The 17,962-nt window shown below is 36.0% G+C and carries 16 protein-coding genes; 3 read left to right on the forward strand and 13 right to left on the reverse strand.

What is annotated here, in order from left to right; translation table 11 throughout:
• Nucleotides 1–5 precede the first annotated feature (5 nt).
• The 4 genes from J4050_RS11470 to J4050_RS11485 all read right to left on the reverse strand — a co-directional run bounded on the left by J4050_RS11470 (nt 6) and on the right by J4050_RS11485 (nt 3,932).
• Nucleotides 6–671 carry a YggS family pyridoxal phosphate-dependent enzyme gene (locus J4050_RS11470; RefSeq protein WP_208154725.1) on the reverse strand — a complete coding sequence of 222 codons (666 nt, stop codon included), beginning with the start codon at nt 669–671 and terminating at the stop codon, nt 6–8.
• 51 nt (nt 672–722) lie between these two features.
• Nucleotides 723–1,961: a DUF1015 domain-containing protein gene (locus J4050_RS11475; protein WP_208154726.1), complete on the reverse strand. Its 1,239-nt coding sequence runs from the start codon at nt 1,959–1,961 to the stop codon at nt 723–725.
• Nucleotides 1,962–1,998: 37 nt separating this feature from the next.
• Entirely contained in the window at nt 1,999–2,886 is an 888-nt protein-coding gene (locus tag J4050_RS11480) for a 3-hydroxybutyryl-CoA dehydrogenase (protein WP_208154727.1), read from the reverse strand.
• An 86-nt stretch (nt 2,887–2,972) separates the two neighbouring features.
• Nucleotides 2,973–3,932 (reverse strand): Gfo/Idh/MocA family protein, encoded by a 960-nt coding sequence (locus J4050_RS11485; protein WP_208154728.1) that lies wholly within the window; start codon nt 3,930–3,932, stop codon nt 2,973–2,975.
• Between the two features lie 253 nt (nt 3,933–4,185).
• Between J4050_RS11485 and J4050_RS11490 the strand changes: the two genes are divergently transcribed.
• Nucleotides 4,186–4,827: a protein-L-isoaspartate(D-aspartate) O-methyltransferase gene (locus tag J4050_RS11490; protein ID WP_208154729.1), complete on the forward strand. Its 642-nt coding sequence runs from the start codon at nt 4,186–4,188 to the stop codon at nt 4,825–4,827.
• Here the strand turns inward: J4050_RS11490 and J4050_RS11495 are convergent.
• From J4050_RS11495 to smpB, 4 genes are all read right to left on the reverse strand, one after another.
• A complete protein-coding gene (locus J4050_RS11495) occupies nt 4,824–6,668 on the reverse strand; it encodes a Xaa-Pro dipeptidyl-peptidase (protein ID WP_208154730.1) in 1,845 nt (614 codons plus the stop codon). The genes J4050_RS11490 and J4050_RS11495 overlap by 4 nt on opposite strands.
• 58 nt (nt 6,669–6,726) lie before the next feature.
• The gene (locus J4050_RS11500; protein ID WP_208154731.1) at nt 6,727–7,260 is read right to left on the reverse strand and encodes a hypothetical protein; all 534 of its coding nucleotides are present in this window, start codon (nt 7,258–7,260) and stop codon (nt 6,727–6,729) included.
• Nucleotides 7,261–7,269: 9 nt separating this feature from the next.
• A complete protein-coding gene (locus tag J4050_RS11505; RefSeq protein WP_208154732.1) occupies nt 7,270–9,732 on the reverse strand; it encodes a DUF5686 and carboxypeptidase regulatory-like domain-containing protein in 2,463 nt (820 codons plus the stop codon).
• Nucleotides 9,733–9,846: 114 nt separating this feature from the next.
• On the reverse strand, nt 9,847–10,305 hold the full coding sequence (gene smpB / locus J4050_RS11510; RefSeq protein WP_208154733.1) for an SsrA-binding protein SmpB: 459 nt from the start codon (nt 10,303–10,305) through the stop codon (nt 9,847–9,849).
• A 111-nt stretch (nt 10,306–10,416) separates the two neighbouring features.
• Here smpB and J4050_RS11515 point away from each other — a divergent pair, with 111 nt between their 5' ends.
• Nucleotides 10,417–11,184 carry a DUF6503 family protein gene (locus J4050_RS11515; protein ID WP_208154734.1) on the forward strand — a complete coding sequence of 256 codons (768 nt, stop codon included), beginning with the start codon at nt 10,417–10,419 and terminating at the stop codon, nt 11,182–11,184.
• Here J4050_RS11515 and J4050_RS11520 read toward each other — a convergent pair.
• From J4050_RS11520 to clpB, 5 genes are all read right to left on the reverse strand, one after another.
• On the reverse strand, nt 11,167–12,051 hold the full coding sequence (locus J4050_RS11520) for a nuclear transport factor 2 family protein (protein WP_208154735.1): 885 nt from the start codon (nt 12,049–12,051) through the stop codon (nt 11,167–11,169). The two genes, J4050_RS11515 and J4050_RS11520, sit on opposite strands and share 18 nt — an antisense overlap.
• A gap of 72 nt (nt 12,052–12,123) precedes the next feature.
• A complete protein-coding gene (gene deoD / locus J4050_RS11525; protein WP_208154736.1) occupies nt 12,124–12,822 on the reverse strand; it encodes a purine-nucleoside phosphorylase in 699 nt (232 codons plus the stop codon).
• A gap of 26 nt (nt 12,823–12,848) precedes the next feature.
• The gene (gene deoC / locus J4050_RS11530; protein WP_208154737.1) at nt 12,849–13,511 is read right to left on the reverse strand and encodes a deoxyribose-phosphate aldolase; all 663 of its coding nucleotides are present in this window, start codon (nt 13,509–13,511) and stop codon (nt 12,849–12,851) included.
• A gap of 255 nt (nt 13,512–13,766) precedes the next feature.
• Entirely contained in the window at nt 13,767–14,630 is an 864-nt protein-coding gene (locus J4050_RS11535) for a TraB/GumN family protein (protein ID WP_208154738.1), read from the reverse strand.
• 173 nt (nt 14,631–14,803) lie between these two features.
• Nucleotides 14,804–17,410: an ATP-dependent chaperone ClpB gene (clpB, locus tag J4050_RS11540; RefSeq protein WP_208154739.1), complete on the reverse strand. Its 2,607-nt coding sequence runs from the start codon at nt 17,408–17,410 to the stop codon at nt 14,804–14,806.
• 174 nt (nt 17,411–17,584) lie between these two features.
• On the opposite strand from clpB, the gene ytxJ reads away from it, so the two are divergent.
• Nucleotides 17,585–17,962 carry a bacillithiol system redox-active protein YtxJ gene (gene ytxJ / locus J4050_RS11545; protein ID WP_208154740.1) on the forward strand — a complete coding sequence of 126 codons (378 nt, stop codon included), beginning with the start codon at nt 17,585–17,587 and terminating at the stop codon, nt 17,960–17,962.

Below are 17,962 nucleotides of genomic sequence, written 5' to 3' on the forward strand. Positions count from 1 at the left end.
ATAGTCTAATAATTTCTCGCACCAAAAATACTGCTCCCAACGCGTATCATATTGCTTCCACAATCTATAGCCAAAGGATAATCACCGCTCATACCCATGGAAATAATTTCAAGATTGCAATTATTGGCTATAATTGATTGTAATTCGTCATAGCACGATTTTAAATACTTGAATTCACTTTCAATTTGTTTTTTGTCATCTGTAAATGTGGCCATACCCATTACACCTTTAATACAAATGTTTTGAAGTTCTTTAAAGTCTTCGGACTTAAGTAAATCATTGGCATCGTTTGATTGCATGCCAAATTTACTATCCTCTTGGGCAATCTTTATTTGAAGTAAACAGTCTATAACGCGCTCATGCTTTTTTGCTTGCTTATTAATTTCTTTTAAAAGTTTTAAACTGTCAACACCGTGAATTAGACTTACAAATTCAGCCATATATTTTACTTTATTGCGCTGAACATGGCCAATCATGTGCCATTGGATGTCTTTAGGCATTTCCTCGTATTTGGTCACCATCTCTTGGATTTTATTTTCTCCAAAAACGCGTTGACCAGCATTATACGCTTCCATTAAATCTTCTACCGGTTTTGTTTTTGACACCGCAACTAAGGTGACATTATTTGGTAGTTTGGATTGTATAATTTGTAGGTTTTCTTTAATACTCATTTAAGTAAAAATATCTTGGTTCTATTATTAAAAAGTGTCTTAACTATTATTTCAAAATTCATAAATGGTTATTCCACTTCTCAATTTAGGCAGAATATAAGTACTTTTCGGAGGCATTTTTAGGCCTTCGTCAGCAATATGTTTCATTTGATTTACAGTAGCGGGAATCATCCCAAACCCAACTTCAAAATCACCACTATCTACACTGGTTTTTATGGTAACAATCTCGTGTCGTCCATTAACATATTCAATTCTATTATCATTTCTTAAATCTTTAATACCTAGAATGGGAGCGAGGATAGTTTTATAAAGAAGTTGCGCATCTAAATGGTCTAAAGCAGTATTGAACTTATAACGTGCTTTACGCAAATAGAGTGAATAATATTCACCGTCTAAATACATGCTAAAATGATGCTGCTTAGATGGATGGTAGGGCATAATACCTCTGTTCTCTATCCTATACATGGCATCTAGTTGAATTAAAAACTCCTCTTTGGTTAAACCGTTAAGGTCCTTCACCAACCGACTAAATTCGTGAATAACTAAATCTGACTCTGGTATAAGGTAAGACATAAAGTAGTTGTAAGATTCCTTGCCACTATGATTTGGATTTTTAGCCTTTTCATCTTTATATAGCAAATAGGACGAAGCCGATCTATGATGTCCGTCTGCAATATATAGCGTGCTCATTTTCTCAAATTCCCTTTGAATTGTAGTAATAGTATTAGCGCTGTCTATTTTCCATAAATAGTGTGTGTCCCTATAGGTCATTGTAAATTCAAATTCGGCATAACCTTTTTGAGTTTCTTTTATGATATCTGCAATGATATCGTTGTCCGGATAGGTGAGCAGAACGGGTTCTGCATTAAATCCAACGGTTTGGAGATAACTCTTGAATATTTCTTCGCGCTTTGCTATTGTATCTTCATGCTTTTTTATGACATCCTTCTCGTAGTCCTCTGCGCTCGTTGCTGCTATGATACCCGAAAATACTTGACCATGCCTATTTACTATTTTATAAACGTAAAAAGAGGGTTCGGTCTCTTGTTTAAAAACACCATCCTCTTTAAACTCCATATAGCGATTTCTAACCAATTTGTAGCGTAAGTCTCCAGTAATTATTTTGTCGTATTTATAACCTGGATTTACAATATGTAAAAAGCTGTAAGGATTATAATCCATGCGAGACTCTCTCTCGTCTATCGTGTAGCTATCGTATGGCCTAGCCGCAACTAAGCCAACTATTGCTCGTGTTGGTTTTACTGCTTTAAAAGGTACCACTTTGGCCATAAAATGAGCTTGTTTTTAGATTTGTATTAGCGGATTGTTAGGCAAATTGCGATGATATTTTTTCAGCTTTTCTGTTCTCTGAATAATCGTAAAAGCCTTCACCAGATTTAACGCCTAATTTTCCTGCTCTCACCATATTTACCAATAATGGGCAAGGTGCATATTTAGGATTTTTAAAACCATCGTACATTACATTTAAAATAGATAGGCATACATCTAATCCTATGAAATCAGCTAATTGTAAAGGACCCATTGGGTGTGCCATCCCTAATTTCATAACAGTGTCAATTTCTGTGACGCCAGCAACACCGTTGTAAAGGGTTTCTATAGATTCATTAATCATAGGCATTAGAATACGGTTCGCTACAAAACCAGGATAATCATTAACTTCTGTAGGAACTTTACCTAAGGTCTTAGATAATTCCATTATAGTTTGGGTAGTTTCATCGCTAGTGCTATAACCTCTGATGATTTCTACCAATTTCATAATGGGAACAGGATTCATAAAATGCATACCTATAACCTTATCTGGACGCGACGTTACAGACGCAATCTGTGTGATGGAAATGGAGGAGGTGTTAGATGCTAAAATGGCATCATCGCTGCAGACCTCATCTAACTCTTTAAAAATTTTGAGTTTTAGGTTAACATTTTCGGTAGCAGCTTCTACCACTAAACTTGCATATTCTACACCTTCGGCTATATCTGTAAAGAGGGTTATATTTTCTAAGGTTGTGGCTTTGTCTGCTTCAGATATTTTTTCTTTTGCAACCATTCTATCTAAGTTTTTGGAAATGGTCTCTACACCTCTTTTTAACGAGGCTTCGTTAATATCTATAAGTTGCACTTTAAATCCACATTGCGCAAAGGTATGAGCAATACCATTACCCATAGTTCCTGCACCTATTACTGCTATATTTTTCATTAAAAAATTTAAATTTAGTCCTCTTAAAAAAAAGGGAATATTAGACTTGTTTTATTTATACTGTTTAAATCCCGTTCTCAATGGGATTAAAACTGATTTATAATCATTGTAGCAATCCTTAATGCTTCCGTGCCATCATGCAAAGTTACAATTGGCTTAGTGTTATTTTTGATGGCGTCTGCGAAGGTTTCAAGCTCATCTAATATAGCATTGTTGTTTTCTACATTCGGATTATCGAAGTAGATTTGTTTTTTAACGCCTTCGGCATTTTGAAGAATCATGTCAAAATCACCGGGATTTTTAGGAGCGTCTTTCATTTTTACAACTTCGCACTTCTTTTCTAGAAAATCAACCGAGATGTAGGCATCTTTTTGGAAAAATCTTGTCTTGCGCATATTTTTAAGTGATATGCGGCTTGCGGTTAAATTGGCAACACACCCATTTTTAAATTCTAGTCGAGCATTAGCAATATCTGGTGTTTCACTTACAACCGAAACTCCACTCGCTGAAATATGTTTAACTGGTGAATTGACTACACTTAATATAATATCAATATCGTGTATCATTAAATCGAGAACCACAGGTACGTCTGTCCCTCTTGGGTTAAACTCTGCAAGGCGATGCGTTTCAATAAACATAGGATTTTCTATCTTATCTCTCACCGCAATAAACGCAGGGTTGAAACGCTCTACATGACCTACTTGGCCTTTTACACCATGTTCTGCAACGAGGGTTCTTATCGTTTCAGCTTCCTCAACGGTATTGGTTATCGGTTTCTCAATAAAAATATGTTTTCCCTTATTTATTGCCAGTTTGGCACATTCATAATGAGAAAGGGTTGGTGTTACAATGTCAACAACATCAACCGCATCTATTAATTCATCAATTGTTTTAAAGTATCTATATCCAAATTCTTCAACAATACGATTTGCATTCTCTTCATCAGCATCATAGAATCCAACGAGTTCGTATTTATCAGATTCATTGAGTAATCTCAGATGAATTTTACCGAGGTGACCAGCACCCAAAACACCAGCTTTTAGCATGTTTTAAGTTTTTCACAAAAATAATTGATTTGCCTTTAAAATATGATAAAGTAATGATAAAAAACTACGAATTCCTTAACGACCAATTGATTGGTTTGGTATAGATTTTTTGGATGAGCACTTTATTGTCAAACAAATAAAAAGAAATTTTAATTAATGATTGTTTAGGATTAAAATAGGGCAATTTAAATATGCCAGAATCAATTGTTTTTTGGTCTACTTTAAAGTAAATTCGTGCAATTAAATTATGGTTTTGAAAGATACATTTAAGCATAAAGGAATGCGTCAGCAACTCGTTCATACTGTTTGTAGTAAGGGGATAAAAAATCAGCAGGTTTTAGATGCTATCGGAAAAATTCCTAGACATTTATTTATGGACAGTGGTTTCATTGACCATGCTTACGTCGATAAAGCATTTCCGATTGGTGCCGATCAAACCATTTCACAACCCTACACAGTTGCATTTCAAACCGAACTATTAGACATAAAAGAGGGTGATAAAGTATTGGAAATAGGTACAGGGAGTGGATATCAAACCGCAGTTCTTCTTGAGCTAGGTGCTAAAGTTTATAGTGTTGAGCGACAAAAAGAGCTATTTAAAAAGACCTCTAAGTTTTTACCAAAAATCGGGTATTCAGCCAAGAAGCTTATTTTTGGTGATGGTTATAAGGGGTTACCAGAGGAGGCACCATTTGACGCTATTATAGTTACTGCAGGTGCGCCATTTGTGCCAAAACCTCTGTTAAGTCAATTGAAAGTTGGAGGAAGGCTAGTTATACCAGTTGGTGACGAGGTTCAAACCATGACTTTATTCATAAGAAAAGACGACAAGGAATTTGAAAAACATGAATTTGGTGAATTTCGTTTTGTCCCACTTCTAGAAGATAAAAATTAGTTCGTGGCTTTTAAAAATTCTGATTTACCGCCTACTACAGGTAAAGTTAATTTTGTTTTATCTAATTGAATTGTCAGTTCAGTCCCTGGCTTTGGGTGCAAGGTAAACTCTTTATCACTAGAAAAAATCATAAGACCAATTTGCTGACCTGCCTTTACAACCTGATCATCAGGTTGCAGCTCGAAATTTACTGTGTATAATTTACCTGGTTCTAAATCCTCTTCATCAGTTAAAGATTTATAATTCTTAGGGTCGGCCCAACCGCGTGTAATAATATTGTTCGTAATTCTAATATTTTTACCTTCTTCCCATGGCAATGCTACTAACCAAACTGAAAGATTAGCTGCAGGCTTACTACTAGCAAGTGTTATGCTTACTTTTGGAATACCAGAAATATGAACATCTTGTTTTAGCTCTGACGTTAAATACAATAAGCGATGAACTGATTCTTCAGATGTAGCGAGGTCTTTTCCAGAAAAAGACACATCGTCAATTAAGGTTTCTCGAGATCGTTTTCTATTCTGTTTTGTTGTTAATGCACCTATCTTGTTACCACCATCATTTAAAAATAACTCAACTGGTTCCGCTTTAGGGTTAGGATAATCTGCATAAGCTGTTGGCTGCCCCATATCATCATATTCCCTAACGATATAAGCTTTGTTGTCTTCATTCTCAATTCCATTTTCCACTCCGTGTAAAAATCGTGTAAACCATTTATTCATCATAGATAATGGAGGAGGCCCACCATGACCAAACTGATGATAATAAATCATAGTCGGCAAACCTTTTTCTCTTGCAGCATTATAAATGCGGTAGCTGTGTTCTGGCATTACATTCCAATCATTAAAGCCATGGGACATCAAAAGGGCTGCTTTCATATTGTCCATTTGATTGAGATAGTCACGACCTGCCCAGAAATCGTTATAATCTCCAGTTTCCCTATCCATGCCATTTTTCATTTCAGTATCTCTTACAGTTTTATTATTGTAAGGACGATTAGCCTCCTCACCGCTATGCACAAAATCATAGAGCACGTCGATATCTTCACCTAAATAACCACCAGGAGAGCGGACAAGTCCATTTGATCTATAATAGTGATAGTAGGATGTGTTTGGAGCTATGGGAATAATAGCTTCTAAACCTTCGACACCGGTAGTTGCTGCTGCAAGTGGAATAGTGCCGTTATAAGAGGTACCTGTCATCCCAACCTTTCCTGTTGACCAATAGGCTTTTACTTCATCGCCACCATTTCGTTCTGTATATCCTTTAGCACGTCCACAAAGCCAATCGATGACAAACTTTGGTGCCATGGATTCATTTTTACCTCCAATAGTTGGTGCACCGTCGGATAATCCTGTACCTGGTGAAGATGAATGTACCACTATATAGCCTCTTGGCACCCATTTTTTAATGTGGGAATTAGATATGACAGGTCGCTTTCCACGACGCTTAACTTCTGGATGTACACGTTCTGGTCCAATCTCACCAAGTTCGTGCTCTACATTCCACATAACGCCAGGCAAATCACCGGCAACGCCAGCAAAATAAGGACTTGAGACATAGACTATAGGTAGTTTTAAACCATAGGTTTCTGTTTGAGAAGGTCTGGTTACCGATACATGCATGCGGTCTAACTCATTATCGCCATCTGTATCAAAATCAGTTTCTACCCATAAATCATGGCGTAACCAGGTTTTAGGGTTGTTAAATTCTTCAACGATTTGTGCTTCTCCATCTCTGAAAATGGGTTTTATCTTATCTCCGTTATTTTGGGCTATGCAGTTAAGTGTTACTAGTAGTATTAAAGTAAATAAACGGATGGATTTAAGTTGAAATATCATGTATGTGGTGAGTTTTAAAGACTAAAATTATGAATTAGTATTTTATGATTTTTATGTGTTAAGATTTATTTGGCAAATATTTCTCTGGAATAGGATGTGCCTCAGACTCTTGCATCCAGTAAATATTTACAATCCACCAGCGTTTGCCGTCATTTAATAATTGAATACTATTAATGCCTCTCATAAAAGGTTTTTCATCGGATTTATTGCGGTAGGATTCATAGGTGCTAAAAACATGCGCTATGTTTCCAAAAGTATCTGTAATTCTATGGATTTCAACCTCATGAAATCCATTGTCTACGAGCCATTTACCTGAAGTTTCAATATAGGTATCTGCAGTTATGTATCTGGCTATAATTTCACCATCTTTATTCTTTCCAGAGGGAATAAGTTTAGCATTTTTTCTAAATAAGTACTTAAATAATTCCCAATCGCGCTTTTCGCCTTTATCACCTGAGATAACGGCATATAGCGTATTAATAGTACTATCTAAAGTAGCAACTTTAATTTCATAAGATTTCTGATCCAGGGAATCTTGCGCATTTGTAACTACTGAAAAAAAAAGCAATAGTAAGACTAGATGTTTTGTCATTTTATTTTTTTAAAAGAATTTTAAACCAAAAATAAGAGCATCACTTATAAAACCACTTTGGTAGGACCTAATATAATCAAAACGCATGAAACGCCATTTGCCCCATCCTATATTGTCAATGCCAACTGTAAATTCCCTATATGGTTTTATGTCTGGCGTGCTCAATTGGTGCGCTCCTAAAATGAGGTTAAAATTGAGTTTGTTCAAACCTGGTATCTTACTTAAGATAAAACCGTTGAAATCATGCTCTGCATGAAATTCTAAATAGGAGTCATTTGTGCTAAAGTCGTAATAACCAAGATTATTAAATACATCAGTGTAATCCCCTTTGCGACTTACATTAATCTGGTTGCCATTAAAATGTTGGAAATCAATAAATGCAATGTCACGTGCACTAAAAAATTTACCAGACCTTAAATTATAACCAAACTGTCCTTTATCTGCAATAGAGAAGGATTGATATACGCGTACTTTGATTTGATCAAAATCATAATCTGAAACCGTAGCTCCAAAACCTTTTTCATAGCCTATTACAAGTGTTGGATAACTCTCGTTAGGGATATTTATTTTGCTGTCGGGATAGCTTAAATAGTTTTGTCCGAAATTAATCCGAGCATTAACGCTTAACTTTAAGATATTATGGTTTGTAAATGGAGCCACATCATTCAATTGGTCTAATGGATTATTGCTTAAATAAGATTTACCATCTTGCGGATAAAAGGTTTGGTCCGAAGTGTTAATTAGGGCCGATCTGCTCTCATAACTTAGGTCTGCAAAGAGTCTCAGACCATTGACCATTTCTTCTGAGTAATTGACTTTAAGGTAACTTAGGTCATAAAGTTTCAGGTAATTATCCTGAAAAAATAGCGTTGCCAGACTGTTGCCAATTGGTCTAATAGGATTAGTTGGGCTAAACTGTTGCGCCATAACACCACCCGATAAGCTTAAAAAACGTTTGGTAGTATTATTGAATTTGTAAGTAAGATTTCCCGTAGCTCGCAAGCGCTCATCTGAAAACCCATATTGCAAAGAAGCACTCGCTCTAAAGTAACGTCTAAACTCATCATAGTTTTTTGTAAAGAAGAGATTGGTTCCTGCCGTGTAACCTTGAACAGTATTAAACTGAAAACCTCTTAAAGGTATGTCAAAGCCTAAGCGGTAATTTTTATTGGAATTTTGGTACGTATAGCCCAATATATTATTAAGCTTAAACCTATTGTTTTCACGATCTATGGAATCTAGATATGGTTTGGATTCCTTAACGATTTGAATGCTGTCTTTTCTTATGTAATCCGTAAGCTCCTCACTTGTTAGAGGTACTGGCCGTATTTGCTCCCAAAAGAGAGAGTCTTTTTTATTAGCTTCTGGAGCGAAAGCAACAATTTCTCTGTTAAAATCAGTAGGACTTAAATTAGTATTAATTTGATAATTACTGTAAACAGCTGTGAATCTGCCATCACCTTTTATACCAAAAAGTGCATATTTAAAATCAATACTTTGAGAGCGTAAAGCCCAAATTCTATCTTTTTCGGAATAAGAAAAGGTTTGCCGTAGTGAAATTAAATCTGCAGGTGGTATCCTGGCTTGTATGCCAGTGATATCTAATTCTAAGGCGTAAATAGTCCATTGATCTTCAACAATATAGATTATACCGGAAAAAACAGGGTCGTTTTCCCGTTTAGGAATTACTTTTATCTTATTGACTAGATTGCCTCTGTCGTCGTAAAATACACCTAACAACTTATATCTATAGTATGCAAATGCGTTATTAGCAATAGGAGAAACAATAGCATTACCAAATTCTACAGTGTTGTTATAAAAATTGTAATCAACGTCAATAGCATTGTTAAAACTAAAACCATTATCATCACCACTAACTTTTGATGCGGTAATTTTTTCCTTGAGTTTATTTGGCTTTAAATACTGAATTTTTGAAATGGTCTCGGACAAGTAAATAATTCCGCTTCGCGTTGAATCTAATCCTCCTCCCAAATCTCCAACCTCTTGACCAAGGATTTTTTCTGGTGCGTCTTTTATCCGTATTAATCCTCTAGAATAGAAATTAGCCTTGTAATTTTCAATAATTTCCAGGTTTTCCTTTCGCTTGGCGATGGTTTGCCTTATAATTTTGTTGGCTGGGTTGTCCTCTGTACTTACAAGAACTTCATCAAGGGACACGCTTTCTTCCTGTAAAATAATATTCAATTGGTAGGGGAACTCATTAATAACTACAGTCTTTTTAACGGTTTTAAATCCCAAATATGTAAAAATAATAGTGTATTTACCCGTTTCTGTCACTGAGAGTTCATATTGGCCGTTGTCATTGCTGGTTGTGCCTTTATAGGTGTTTTCGATAAGAATATTTACAAAAGGAAGTGGTTGTTTATTTTGGTCGGAGATAGTACCAACGACCTGGGCAGTGACCATAGTGCTAAAAGCAAAAAAGTACAACTGTATTAATAATTTAGGCATAATTGAAAACGGTAAACTTAATACGAGGACCCTGCGTGTGTCATTAGTACTATGTACTATTTGTTCAAATTTACAGTGAACACTGATTTTTATAGGTTAAAAATATCTTGAAATTTAGCGAAAACTTTTTTTAATTCTATCTAGGTTGCGCTTATTGTCTCTGTCTTTTATCGTTTCTCGTTTATCGTAGAGCTTTTTACCTTTTGCTAGTGCAATTTGTAGTTTTGCCAATCCCTTTTCATTAATAAACAGTTTTAGTGGGATGATAGCATTTCCTTTTATATTGACTTCTTTTTCTAGTTTCTTTAATTCGCGCTTATTAAGTAGAAGTTTGCGCTCTGCTTTGGGCTTGTGGTTATAGTAATTGCCATACGAGTATTCCTCAATGGTCATGTTAATTACAAAGAGCTCTCCCTTTTCATTGAATTCGCAAAAACCTTCTGCAATGGAAGCCTTACTTGCTCTGATGGATTTTATTTCAGTGCCTGTTAAAACAATTCCAGCGATATACTTATCCAGTATTTCGTATTGAAATTTGGCCTTTTTGTTAAGTATGTTAACCGTTTTCTGCATGGATGTCAAAGATAAGTAAGTAAGATGGAAGTAAGAAGTACTGTTTTTAAGTTTACTGAAATCAATTAACTAATTTTGCGACATAAGCCTTAAAATAGTACATAATTCATCATGAAATATCTCATAGCTGCAGTTTTCAGCCTTCTGTTATTAAATTGTAAAAATGACAAATCGCAAAAAGATACGAAACCACTCACGGCAACTGACATTGTGAATAAGGCAATTGACGTTGCTGGAGGTGATAAATTTAAAAAATCGGTAATCACCTTCAACTTTAGGGACCATCAATATGAAGCTGAACGTTATGATGGGCTGTATAATTTTTCTAGGCTTAAACTAAGCGATTCAGTTTTCATTTTAGATGTTTTAAATAACAAGGGGTTTGAGCGATTTATTAATGAGAAACCTGTTGCGGTTTCCGATTCCATGGCAACAGTTTACACTTCCTCTGTAAATTCGGTACATTATTTTTCTGTTTTACCTTATGGCCTAAATGATAAAGCCGTAAAAAAAAGCCAAATCGAACAAGAGATAATTAAAGATAAAATATACTATAAAATAAAAGTTACTTTTAGTGAAAATGGAGGAGGAGAGGATTATGAAGATGTGTTTGTCTACTGGATTGATAATAAGAGTTATAAAGTAGATTACCTTGCGTATTCTTATAATGAAGTTGATGGTAGGGGAATGCGTTTTAGGGAAGCATATAATGAGCGCTATATAGAGGGACTACGATTTGTGGATTATAATAATTACAAAGCTAGTCCAGCAGAAAACTCACTCGCTGAATTAGGGAAATTATTTGAAGCTAACAAATTAGAGCTTCTTTCAAAAATTGAATTAAAACAGGTCTCGGTTAGTCTAATCCAAAGACAGTAAAATAGAGTTTACATTATCTTTGTCTAAATTCACAATGTAGACGTTGCCATAAACGTCTTCAGAAATTTGCTGATACTTTTTGTCTTTTATAAAGCTATTGGATAGCATTGGAGTTGTGTTGCTGTGACCAACAATTAGAACTGTTTTGCCATTGGTTTTCCTTTTAAAGTCTTCTGGATTAAAGTCTCTAGGGTCATAGAGCGTTACTTCTAAATTGTTTGCTTTTGCGATTGGAGCTGCTGTTTCCTTTGTTCTAAAATAGTCAGTGGAATAGACCATGTCAAATTCAGCAGCACCAAAGATTTTAGCCCAATTGTTGGCACGTGCTATTCCAACTTCCGAAAGATGTGGGTTTCTGTTAGACTTGTTTCTTAAATCTTTTTCCGCATGTCTAATTAAATAATACGTCGTAGGTTTTTGAACGTATGCTTTTTCGTATGGTCCTTCCCAAATCACTTGCTCTATTCGCCATTTGCCATTATCTTTTGATAAGGTCATATAATCTACACCCCAAGTTGCGGTTACCTTAGCTGAAGCGATATGGTTGCCAATATCTAAGACTTCAACATTTCGTATTTCATTTTCATCTCTGGTGCGTCCTTCGTCTTTCATTTTCTGAACAAATGCCATGGCATCGTTATAATCCATCTTGGCATAATACTCATAATTACCTGTGTCTTCATTTTTCCAATATCCGAATTTGTTTAATCTAGGACGTAGTGCTTTTTTTAAGGCTGTGGTATCCCCTTTATAAAACCCATCTATATAGAAGTTTAGGGTATTTTCTATTTGAACCTTCTCTGTCAGTTCTTGGCAAGTAATAGTTGAGACAAAAACAAGTGTTAGTAAGCAAAGAGTATATCGCATAATTAAAAAAATTAGTTGCTCAAAGTTAAATGAGTCTAAGGTTAATAGAAGAACAAATGTGTTAAAAAAGGATTAAGCTAACTCTAGTGCAATTTCAATCATACCACGGAATGTGGTTTCACGCTCTTTGCTCGTAGTGCGTTCACCTGTAACTAAAGAATCTGAAATGGTAAGAATTGCTAATGCATTAACATTGTGTTTTGCTGCGACGGTATACAATCCTGCAGCTTCCATTTCAACGCATAGTACACCAAATTTCGACCATTTCTTATAAGATTCAATATCATCCTCATAAAACTCATCAGAAGATAAGACATTCCCAGCTTTTACAGGAATATTTTTTGCCTTTGCAGCTTCAATAGCCTTCATAAATAAACCAAAATCCGCTGTAGGTGCGTAATCTGCACCGCCAAAGCGTAATTCATTAACACCAGAGGTAGAAGAAGCGGCCATAGCTAAAACCACATCCCTAATTTTAACATCTTTTTGGTAGGAACCTGCACTTCCAACACGAATAAGGTTTTTTACACCAAAATCTTTAATGAGTTCATTAGCATATATCGAAATACTGGGAATTCCCATTCCTGTTCCCATGGCAGAGACTTTTTTGCCCTTGTAAGTTCCTGTATAACCATACATACCTCTTATCTCATTAAAACACTTTGGGTTTTCAAAAAATGATTCTGCTATCCATTTAGCCCTTAATGGGTCTCCAGGTAATAAAATGGTTTCCGCTATATCGCCTTTTTGGGCTCCAATGTGTACACTCATAGGGTAAAGGTAATCAAAAAAGATATCTAGTAAGACGAATGTGATATTTGATCTGACATCATCGCTACACCTGATGAAGCACCTATACGATGAACACCAACTTCAATATATTTAAGGGCAGTTTCTGCATCTCTTATGCCGCCTGAGGCTTTAATTTTCAATTGGTCTTTTACGGTTTTTTTCATGATTTTAACCGCAGTTAGGGTCGCACCACTTTTAGAAAACCCAGTTGAAGTCTTAACGAAATCCGCTCTAGCGTCGATACTTATTTCGCAGGCCTTTACTATCTCGTTTTTAGAGAGCTCGCTTATTTCTAGGATAACTTTTAAAGGGGTTAGCCCAATAGCGCGTTTTACATTAGCAATGTCTTTGAGTACGGCAACATGATTATTACTTTTTAATCTGCCGATGTTCATCACCATATCAATTTCAGATGCGCCTTGTTCAATGGCTTTTTTTGCTTCAAATACTTTTGCTTCTGTAGACATAGCTCCTAAAGGAAAACCTACCACCGTGCATACCTTTACATCAGATTGCCCTAGCGCCTGTTTTGCAATTGGGACATAACAACTATTTACACAAACTGAGTAAAATTTATATTTTAAAGCCTCGTTACACAATTTTAGAATATCGGCTTCAGTGGCCGTTGGGCTTAGTAAGGTGTGGTCTATATATCTATTTAATTCCATTTGCAAAATCATAAGTTTGTACAATAAAAGCACTATTACAATTCCCTTTTAAGTGAGGGAATCTAAGACAAAATTGTAATTATCTTAAGTAATGTTGGAATTAAATAGCTCGACAAAATTAGTAATTTATCCGTTAAAGTGCATGTTAAATCTTTAAATTTACTATGTATTTCGTCGAAAAAATCTTAACTATCTCATAATGAAGAAAAAAAAGAGCTCGAATTGGGCTCTTATTTGTTTTTAGATTTACCGCAGCTATTCCATAACTGGTATCACTTTGTAACCTGCTTCTCGTAATAGGTTAATTACACCTTTGTCGCCAGCCAAATGGCCAGCACCAACACCAAAGAAGGTTGGTTGGTCTTTGGCAAATTCACCAATTTTAGGAATCCAGTTTTCATTTCTGTTGTCTAACAATTTGTCTTGATAATCTGCAACTGCTGAGTAGTTTTCATCATTCATCATTTCGATCATGGCTGTAATGTTTTCTTCTTTATAGACCTTTAACATCTTAGCAAACATGGCCTTGTCATAAGCCAAATTATCTTTAGCAGAGCGCACGAGGTCTTTTACCTGTGCCTCATAAGGAATGTCATCAAATACCTGCATTTGGTCATTAATAGTTTCTAGACCTTTTACCTCTTCATTTTGTTCTTTCGCAATCTTTACTAATTCTCCTTCAAATGATTGCATTGGGCAATCCAGTAACTTAGGATAAAGCGTTGCCGTAAGGAAAAAGGGTTTTACATTTTGCATCAATTGTACAGACATCCCCATATTTTTAATAAATAAGGAATCTATAGCAGCGTAGTCTTCATCCGATACTAAATCCTTTAATGTTTTACTCTCCTTCATGTACATGCCCTGCATCATTTGGGCCTGAAGATTAGGGTCGTCCATGTCTAATTCTAGTACAACCTGACCTGTAGCGTCAAGTGCTTTTTTTACATCCTCTTCTATGGTAGCATCACAAGTAATGTGTATGGTTCCAAATAGATACGACGGTTGCTTAAGTCCATTGCCTTCTATTTTCCAGAGTGTAGAATTTTCAAGGATTTGGGCATTTACGGATAGCGTAAAAACTAATGTTAGGCTTAAAATTGAAATTAAATTTTTCATGATTCTTATAATGTTAGAACATTAGTAGCAGGTGGCTCCAAATTGTTACAAATAGAAAAGCAACACTCTTGAGAATCGATAGCTTTTCGAAACTTTTGAGTGTTGCTTTTAACCAACCAATCACTTTATAGACTGTTATGCAGCAGTTTTGTTACGTTATAGGAACAAATATTTTAGAATTCTTCAACAACAAGGTCACCTTGATTTCTGAATACCAATTTATCATCGAACGCATCTAGTAAGATAATGCTATCTGTCGTTACGCGTCCTGAAAGTATTTCTTTACTCAGTTGATTTAAGACTTCTTTTTGAATGACACGTTTAACAGGTCTCGCTCCATATTCTGGATTATAGCCTTTAATCGCTAAATAGGCTTTAGCCTCTGGCGTTGCATCAAAGGTTATACCTTGTTGCGCAATCATTTTAGTGACATTCTTTAATTGAAGGTCCACAATATCAACGATATTTTCTTTGGACAATGGCGTAAACATAATGGTGTCGTCAATCCTATTCAAGAATTCTGGTCTAACACTTTGTTTCAACAAACCGAGAACTTCAATTTTAGCACCTTCTATGGCGGTTTGAATATCTTTGGTGGCTTCGAAGCGCTCCTGAATGATGTGACTTCCCATATTAGAGGTCATGATAATAATTGTATTCTTAAAATCCGCAACACGGCCTTTATTATCGGTTAAGCGACCTTCGTCCAATACTTGCAAGAGAATATTAAAGGTGTCTGGGTGGGCTTTTTCAATTTCATCTAATAAAACCACAGAGTAGGGCTTGCGTCTTACAGCCTCTGTTAACTGACCACCTTCGTCATAGCCTACATATCCGGGAGGTGCGCCTACTAATCGGCTCACGGCATGACGTTCTTGGTATTCACTCATATCAATTCTGGTCAGGGCGTTTTCGTCATCAAATAGATATTCTGCCAAGGCTTTTGCCAACTCAGTTTTACCAACGCCAGTGGTTCCTAGGAATAAAAAGGTTCCAATAGGCTTCTGTGGATTTTGCAAGCCTGCCCTAGACCGTCTCACAGCATCACTTACCGCTTCAATTGCTTCTTCTTGTCCGACCACACGTTTATGTAGTTCGTCCTCAAGCTTCAAGAGTTTTTCGCGCTCGCTTTGTATCATCTTGGTAACAGGAATACCTGTCCATTTGGCAACTACATCGGCAATATCTTCATAAGTAACTTCTTCTTTAATGAGCGCAGTTTCTTGTTGGTCTGCCAATTGCTTTTGAAAATCCTCTAGTTTTTCAGTGGCTTCTTTAATTTTTCCGTATCTAATTTCTGCTACCTTTCCATAGTTGCCTTCGCGCTCTGCGCGTTCGGCTTCAAGTTTATAATTTTCTATTTCCTGTTTAATATTCTGAACATTTTCAACCAGTTCTTTTTCGCTTTTCCATTTGGCATTGAGTTCATTGCGTTCTTCTTTAAGGTTAGCCAATTCAGCTTTTAAGGATTTTAGTTTGGTTTCATCTTTCTCGCGCTTAATGGCTTCATGCTCAATTTCTAACTGCATAATCTTTCTGTCTAAGACATCAAGTTCTTCGGGTTTAGAATTGATTTCCATGCGCAGTTTAGAAGCCGCCTCATCCATAAGGTCAATGGCTTTATCGGGTAAAAAGCGATTGGTAATATAGCGGTTAGACAATTCTACCGCACCAATAATAGCTTCGTCTTTAATGCGCACCTTGTGATGCGTTTCGTATTTTTCTTTAATACCCCGTAAAATTGAAATTGCACTTTCGGTATCTGGTTCGTTAACTATAACTTTTTGGAAACGACGCTCTAAAGCTTTGTCTTGCTCAAAATATTTCTGGTACTCATCCAATGTTGTGGCTCCAATGGCTCTCAATTCTCCACGTGCCAGAGCAGGCTTTAATATATTAGCCGCATCCATGGCTCCTTGGCCACCGCCTGCACCAACGAGCGTATGGATTTCGTCAATAAATAAAACGATATCTCCCTCACTTGTGGTTACCTCCTTGATAACTGCCTTTAAGCGTTCTTCAAATTCACCCTTATATTTCGCACCAGCAATGAGGGCTCCCATATCTAAGGCAAAAATCTGTTTATCTTTAAGGTTTTCAGGCACATCACCATCTATAATACGATGTGCTAAACCTTCAGCTATAGCTGTTTTACCAGTACCAGGTTCGCCAACTAAAATTGGGTTGTTTTTGGTTCTACGCGATAATATTTGTAGGATACGTCTAATTTCCTCGTCTCTGCCTATAACAGGATCAAGCTTACCATCTTTGGCAAGTTGGTTGAGGTTTTTTGCATATTTTCCAAGGGCATTATAAGTTTCCTCCTGGCTTTGAGACGTTACTCTATCACCTTTGCGAAGTTCTGAAATAGCTGCTTCAAGTCCTTTTTCAGTCACGCCTTGGTCCTTTAGGATTTGGGCCACTTTACTTTTGGATTTAAAAACACCTAGAATTAAATGCTCTAGGGATACATAGTCATCCTTCATCTTTTTGGCAATGATAGAGGCTTCGTTCAATGCTTTACCTGCTTCTCTTGATAGCATTATTTCTCCTCCAGAAACTTTAGAAAAACTTTCTAATTCCTTATCCAAAACTTGTTGTAGTAGTACTACATTCACATTTAGTTTTTTGAGAAGAAAGGGGAGCACGTTCTGGTCCACTTCAAACAGGGCTTTTACAATATGCTCATTCTCTATCTGTTGATGCTCAAAGCCTTGCGCTAATTGTTGTGCGCGGCTAATGGCTTCTTGTGATTTAATAGTATAGTTGTTAAAATTCATCTTTTAAATAGTAATTAATTGTTGTTGTGTTTGTTTATCTTTAGTCAATAATCTTACCATTGTATGAGTGTAGGAATAAAACGACAAAATGTCTGGTTTACATAAGATTAAGGTGACGATTTGTCAATTTGTAAGCTATAATAAAAGTTACGACTTTATAACAAACGATTATATATGTTTAAGAAATTATTTGGGTCTTCAGAGACCAAGAAAGAAAAAATATTGCCATGGATTCCATTAACTAGTTTGGATCAGCTGGATGTTGTTGCCGAAAAATCCAAGGGCAAAACCCAATTGGTGTTTAAGCACTCTACTAGATGTGGAATTAGTAGAATGGTAATGAATCAATTTATAGCATCCTATAACCAAGAGATTTATGCCGATTTGTATTATTTAGATTTGTTAAGTTACAGAGATATATCTAACGAGATAGGGTATAGGTTTCAAGTATTACATCAATCACCACAGTTATTGGTTATAAAGAATGGTATTGCAGTTAAGCACGCCTCTCATGGTGGAATCAGTGAGATAAATTTAGATAACTATGTGTAG

It is taken from the genome of Winogradskyella pelagia, from assembly GCF_017581965.1.
Taxonomy (GTDB): domain Bacteria; phylum Bacteroidota; class Bacteroidia; order Flavobacteriales; family Flavobacteriaceae; genus Winogradskyella; species Winogradskyella pelagia.

Bases quoted from the DNA above. Each gene is read 5' to 3' on its own strand.
- clpB (WP_208154739.1), bottom strand. From the start codon at position 17,410: ATGAATTTTAACAACTATACTATTAAATCACAAGAAGCCATTAGCCGC.
- J4050_RS11470 (WP_208154725.1), bottom strand. From the start codon at position 671: ATGAGTATTAAAGAAAACCTACAAATTATACAATCCAAACTACCAAAT.
- J4050_RS11515 (WP_208154734.1), top strand. From the start codon at position 10,417: ATGAAATATCTCATAGCTGCAGTTTTCAGCCTTCTGTTATTAAATTGT.
- deoC (WP_208154737.1), bottom strand. From the start codon at position 13,511: ATGGAATTAAATAGATATATAGACCACACCTTACTAAGCCCAACGGCC.
- J4050_RS11495 (WP_208154730.1), bottom strand. From the start codon at position 6,668: ATGATATTTCAACTTAAATCCATCCGTTTATTTACTTTAATACTACTA.
- J4050_RS11475 (WP_208154726.1), bottom strand. From the start codon at position 1,961: ATGGCCAAAGTGGTACCTTTTAAAGCAGTAAAACCAACACGAGCAATA.
- J4050_RS11505 (WP_208154732.1), bottom strand. From the start codon at position 9,732: ATGCCTAAATTATTAATACAGTTGTACTTTTTTGCTTTTAGCACTATG.
- deoD (WP_208154736.1), bottom strand. From the start codon at position 12,822: ATGAGTGTACACATTGGAGCCCAAAAAGGCGATATAGCGGAAACCATT.
- smpB (WP_208154733.1), bottom strand. From the start codon at position 10,305: ATGCAGAAAACGGTTAACATACTTAACAAAAAGGCCAAATTTCAATAC.
- J4050_RS11520 (WP_208154735.1), bottom strand. From the start codon at position 12,051: ATGCGATATACTCTTTGCTTACTAACACTTGTTTTTGTCTCAACTATT.
- J4050_RS11485 (WP_208154728.1), bottom strand. From the start codon at position 3,932: ATGCTAAAAGCTGGTGTTTTGGGTGCTGGTCACCTCGGTAAAATTCAT.
- ytxJ (WP_208154740.1), top strand. From the start codon at position 17,585: ATGTTTAAGAAATTATTTGGGTCTTCAGAGACCAAGAAAGAAAAAATA.
- J4050_RS11480 (WP_208154727.1), bottom strand. From the start codon at position 2,886: ATGAAAAATATAGCAGTAATAGGTGCAGGAACTATGGGTAATGGTATT.
- J4050_RS11500 (WP_208154731.1), bottom strand. From the start codon at position 7,260: ATGACAAAACATCTAGTCTTACTATTGCTTTTTTTTTCAGTAGTTACA.
- J4050_RS11535 (WP_208154738.1), bottom strand. From the start codon at position 14,630: ATGAAAAATTTAATTTCAATTTTAAGCCTAACATTAGTTTTTACGCTA.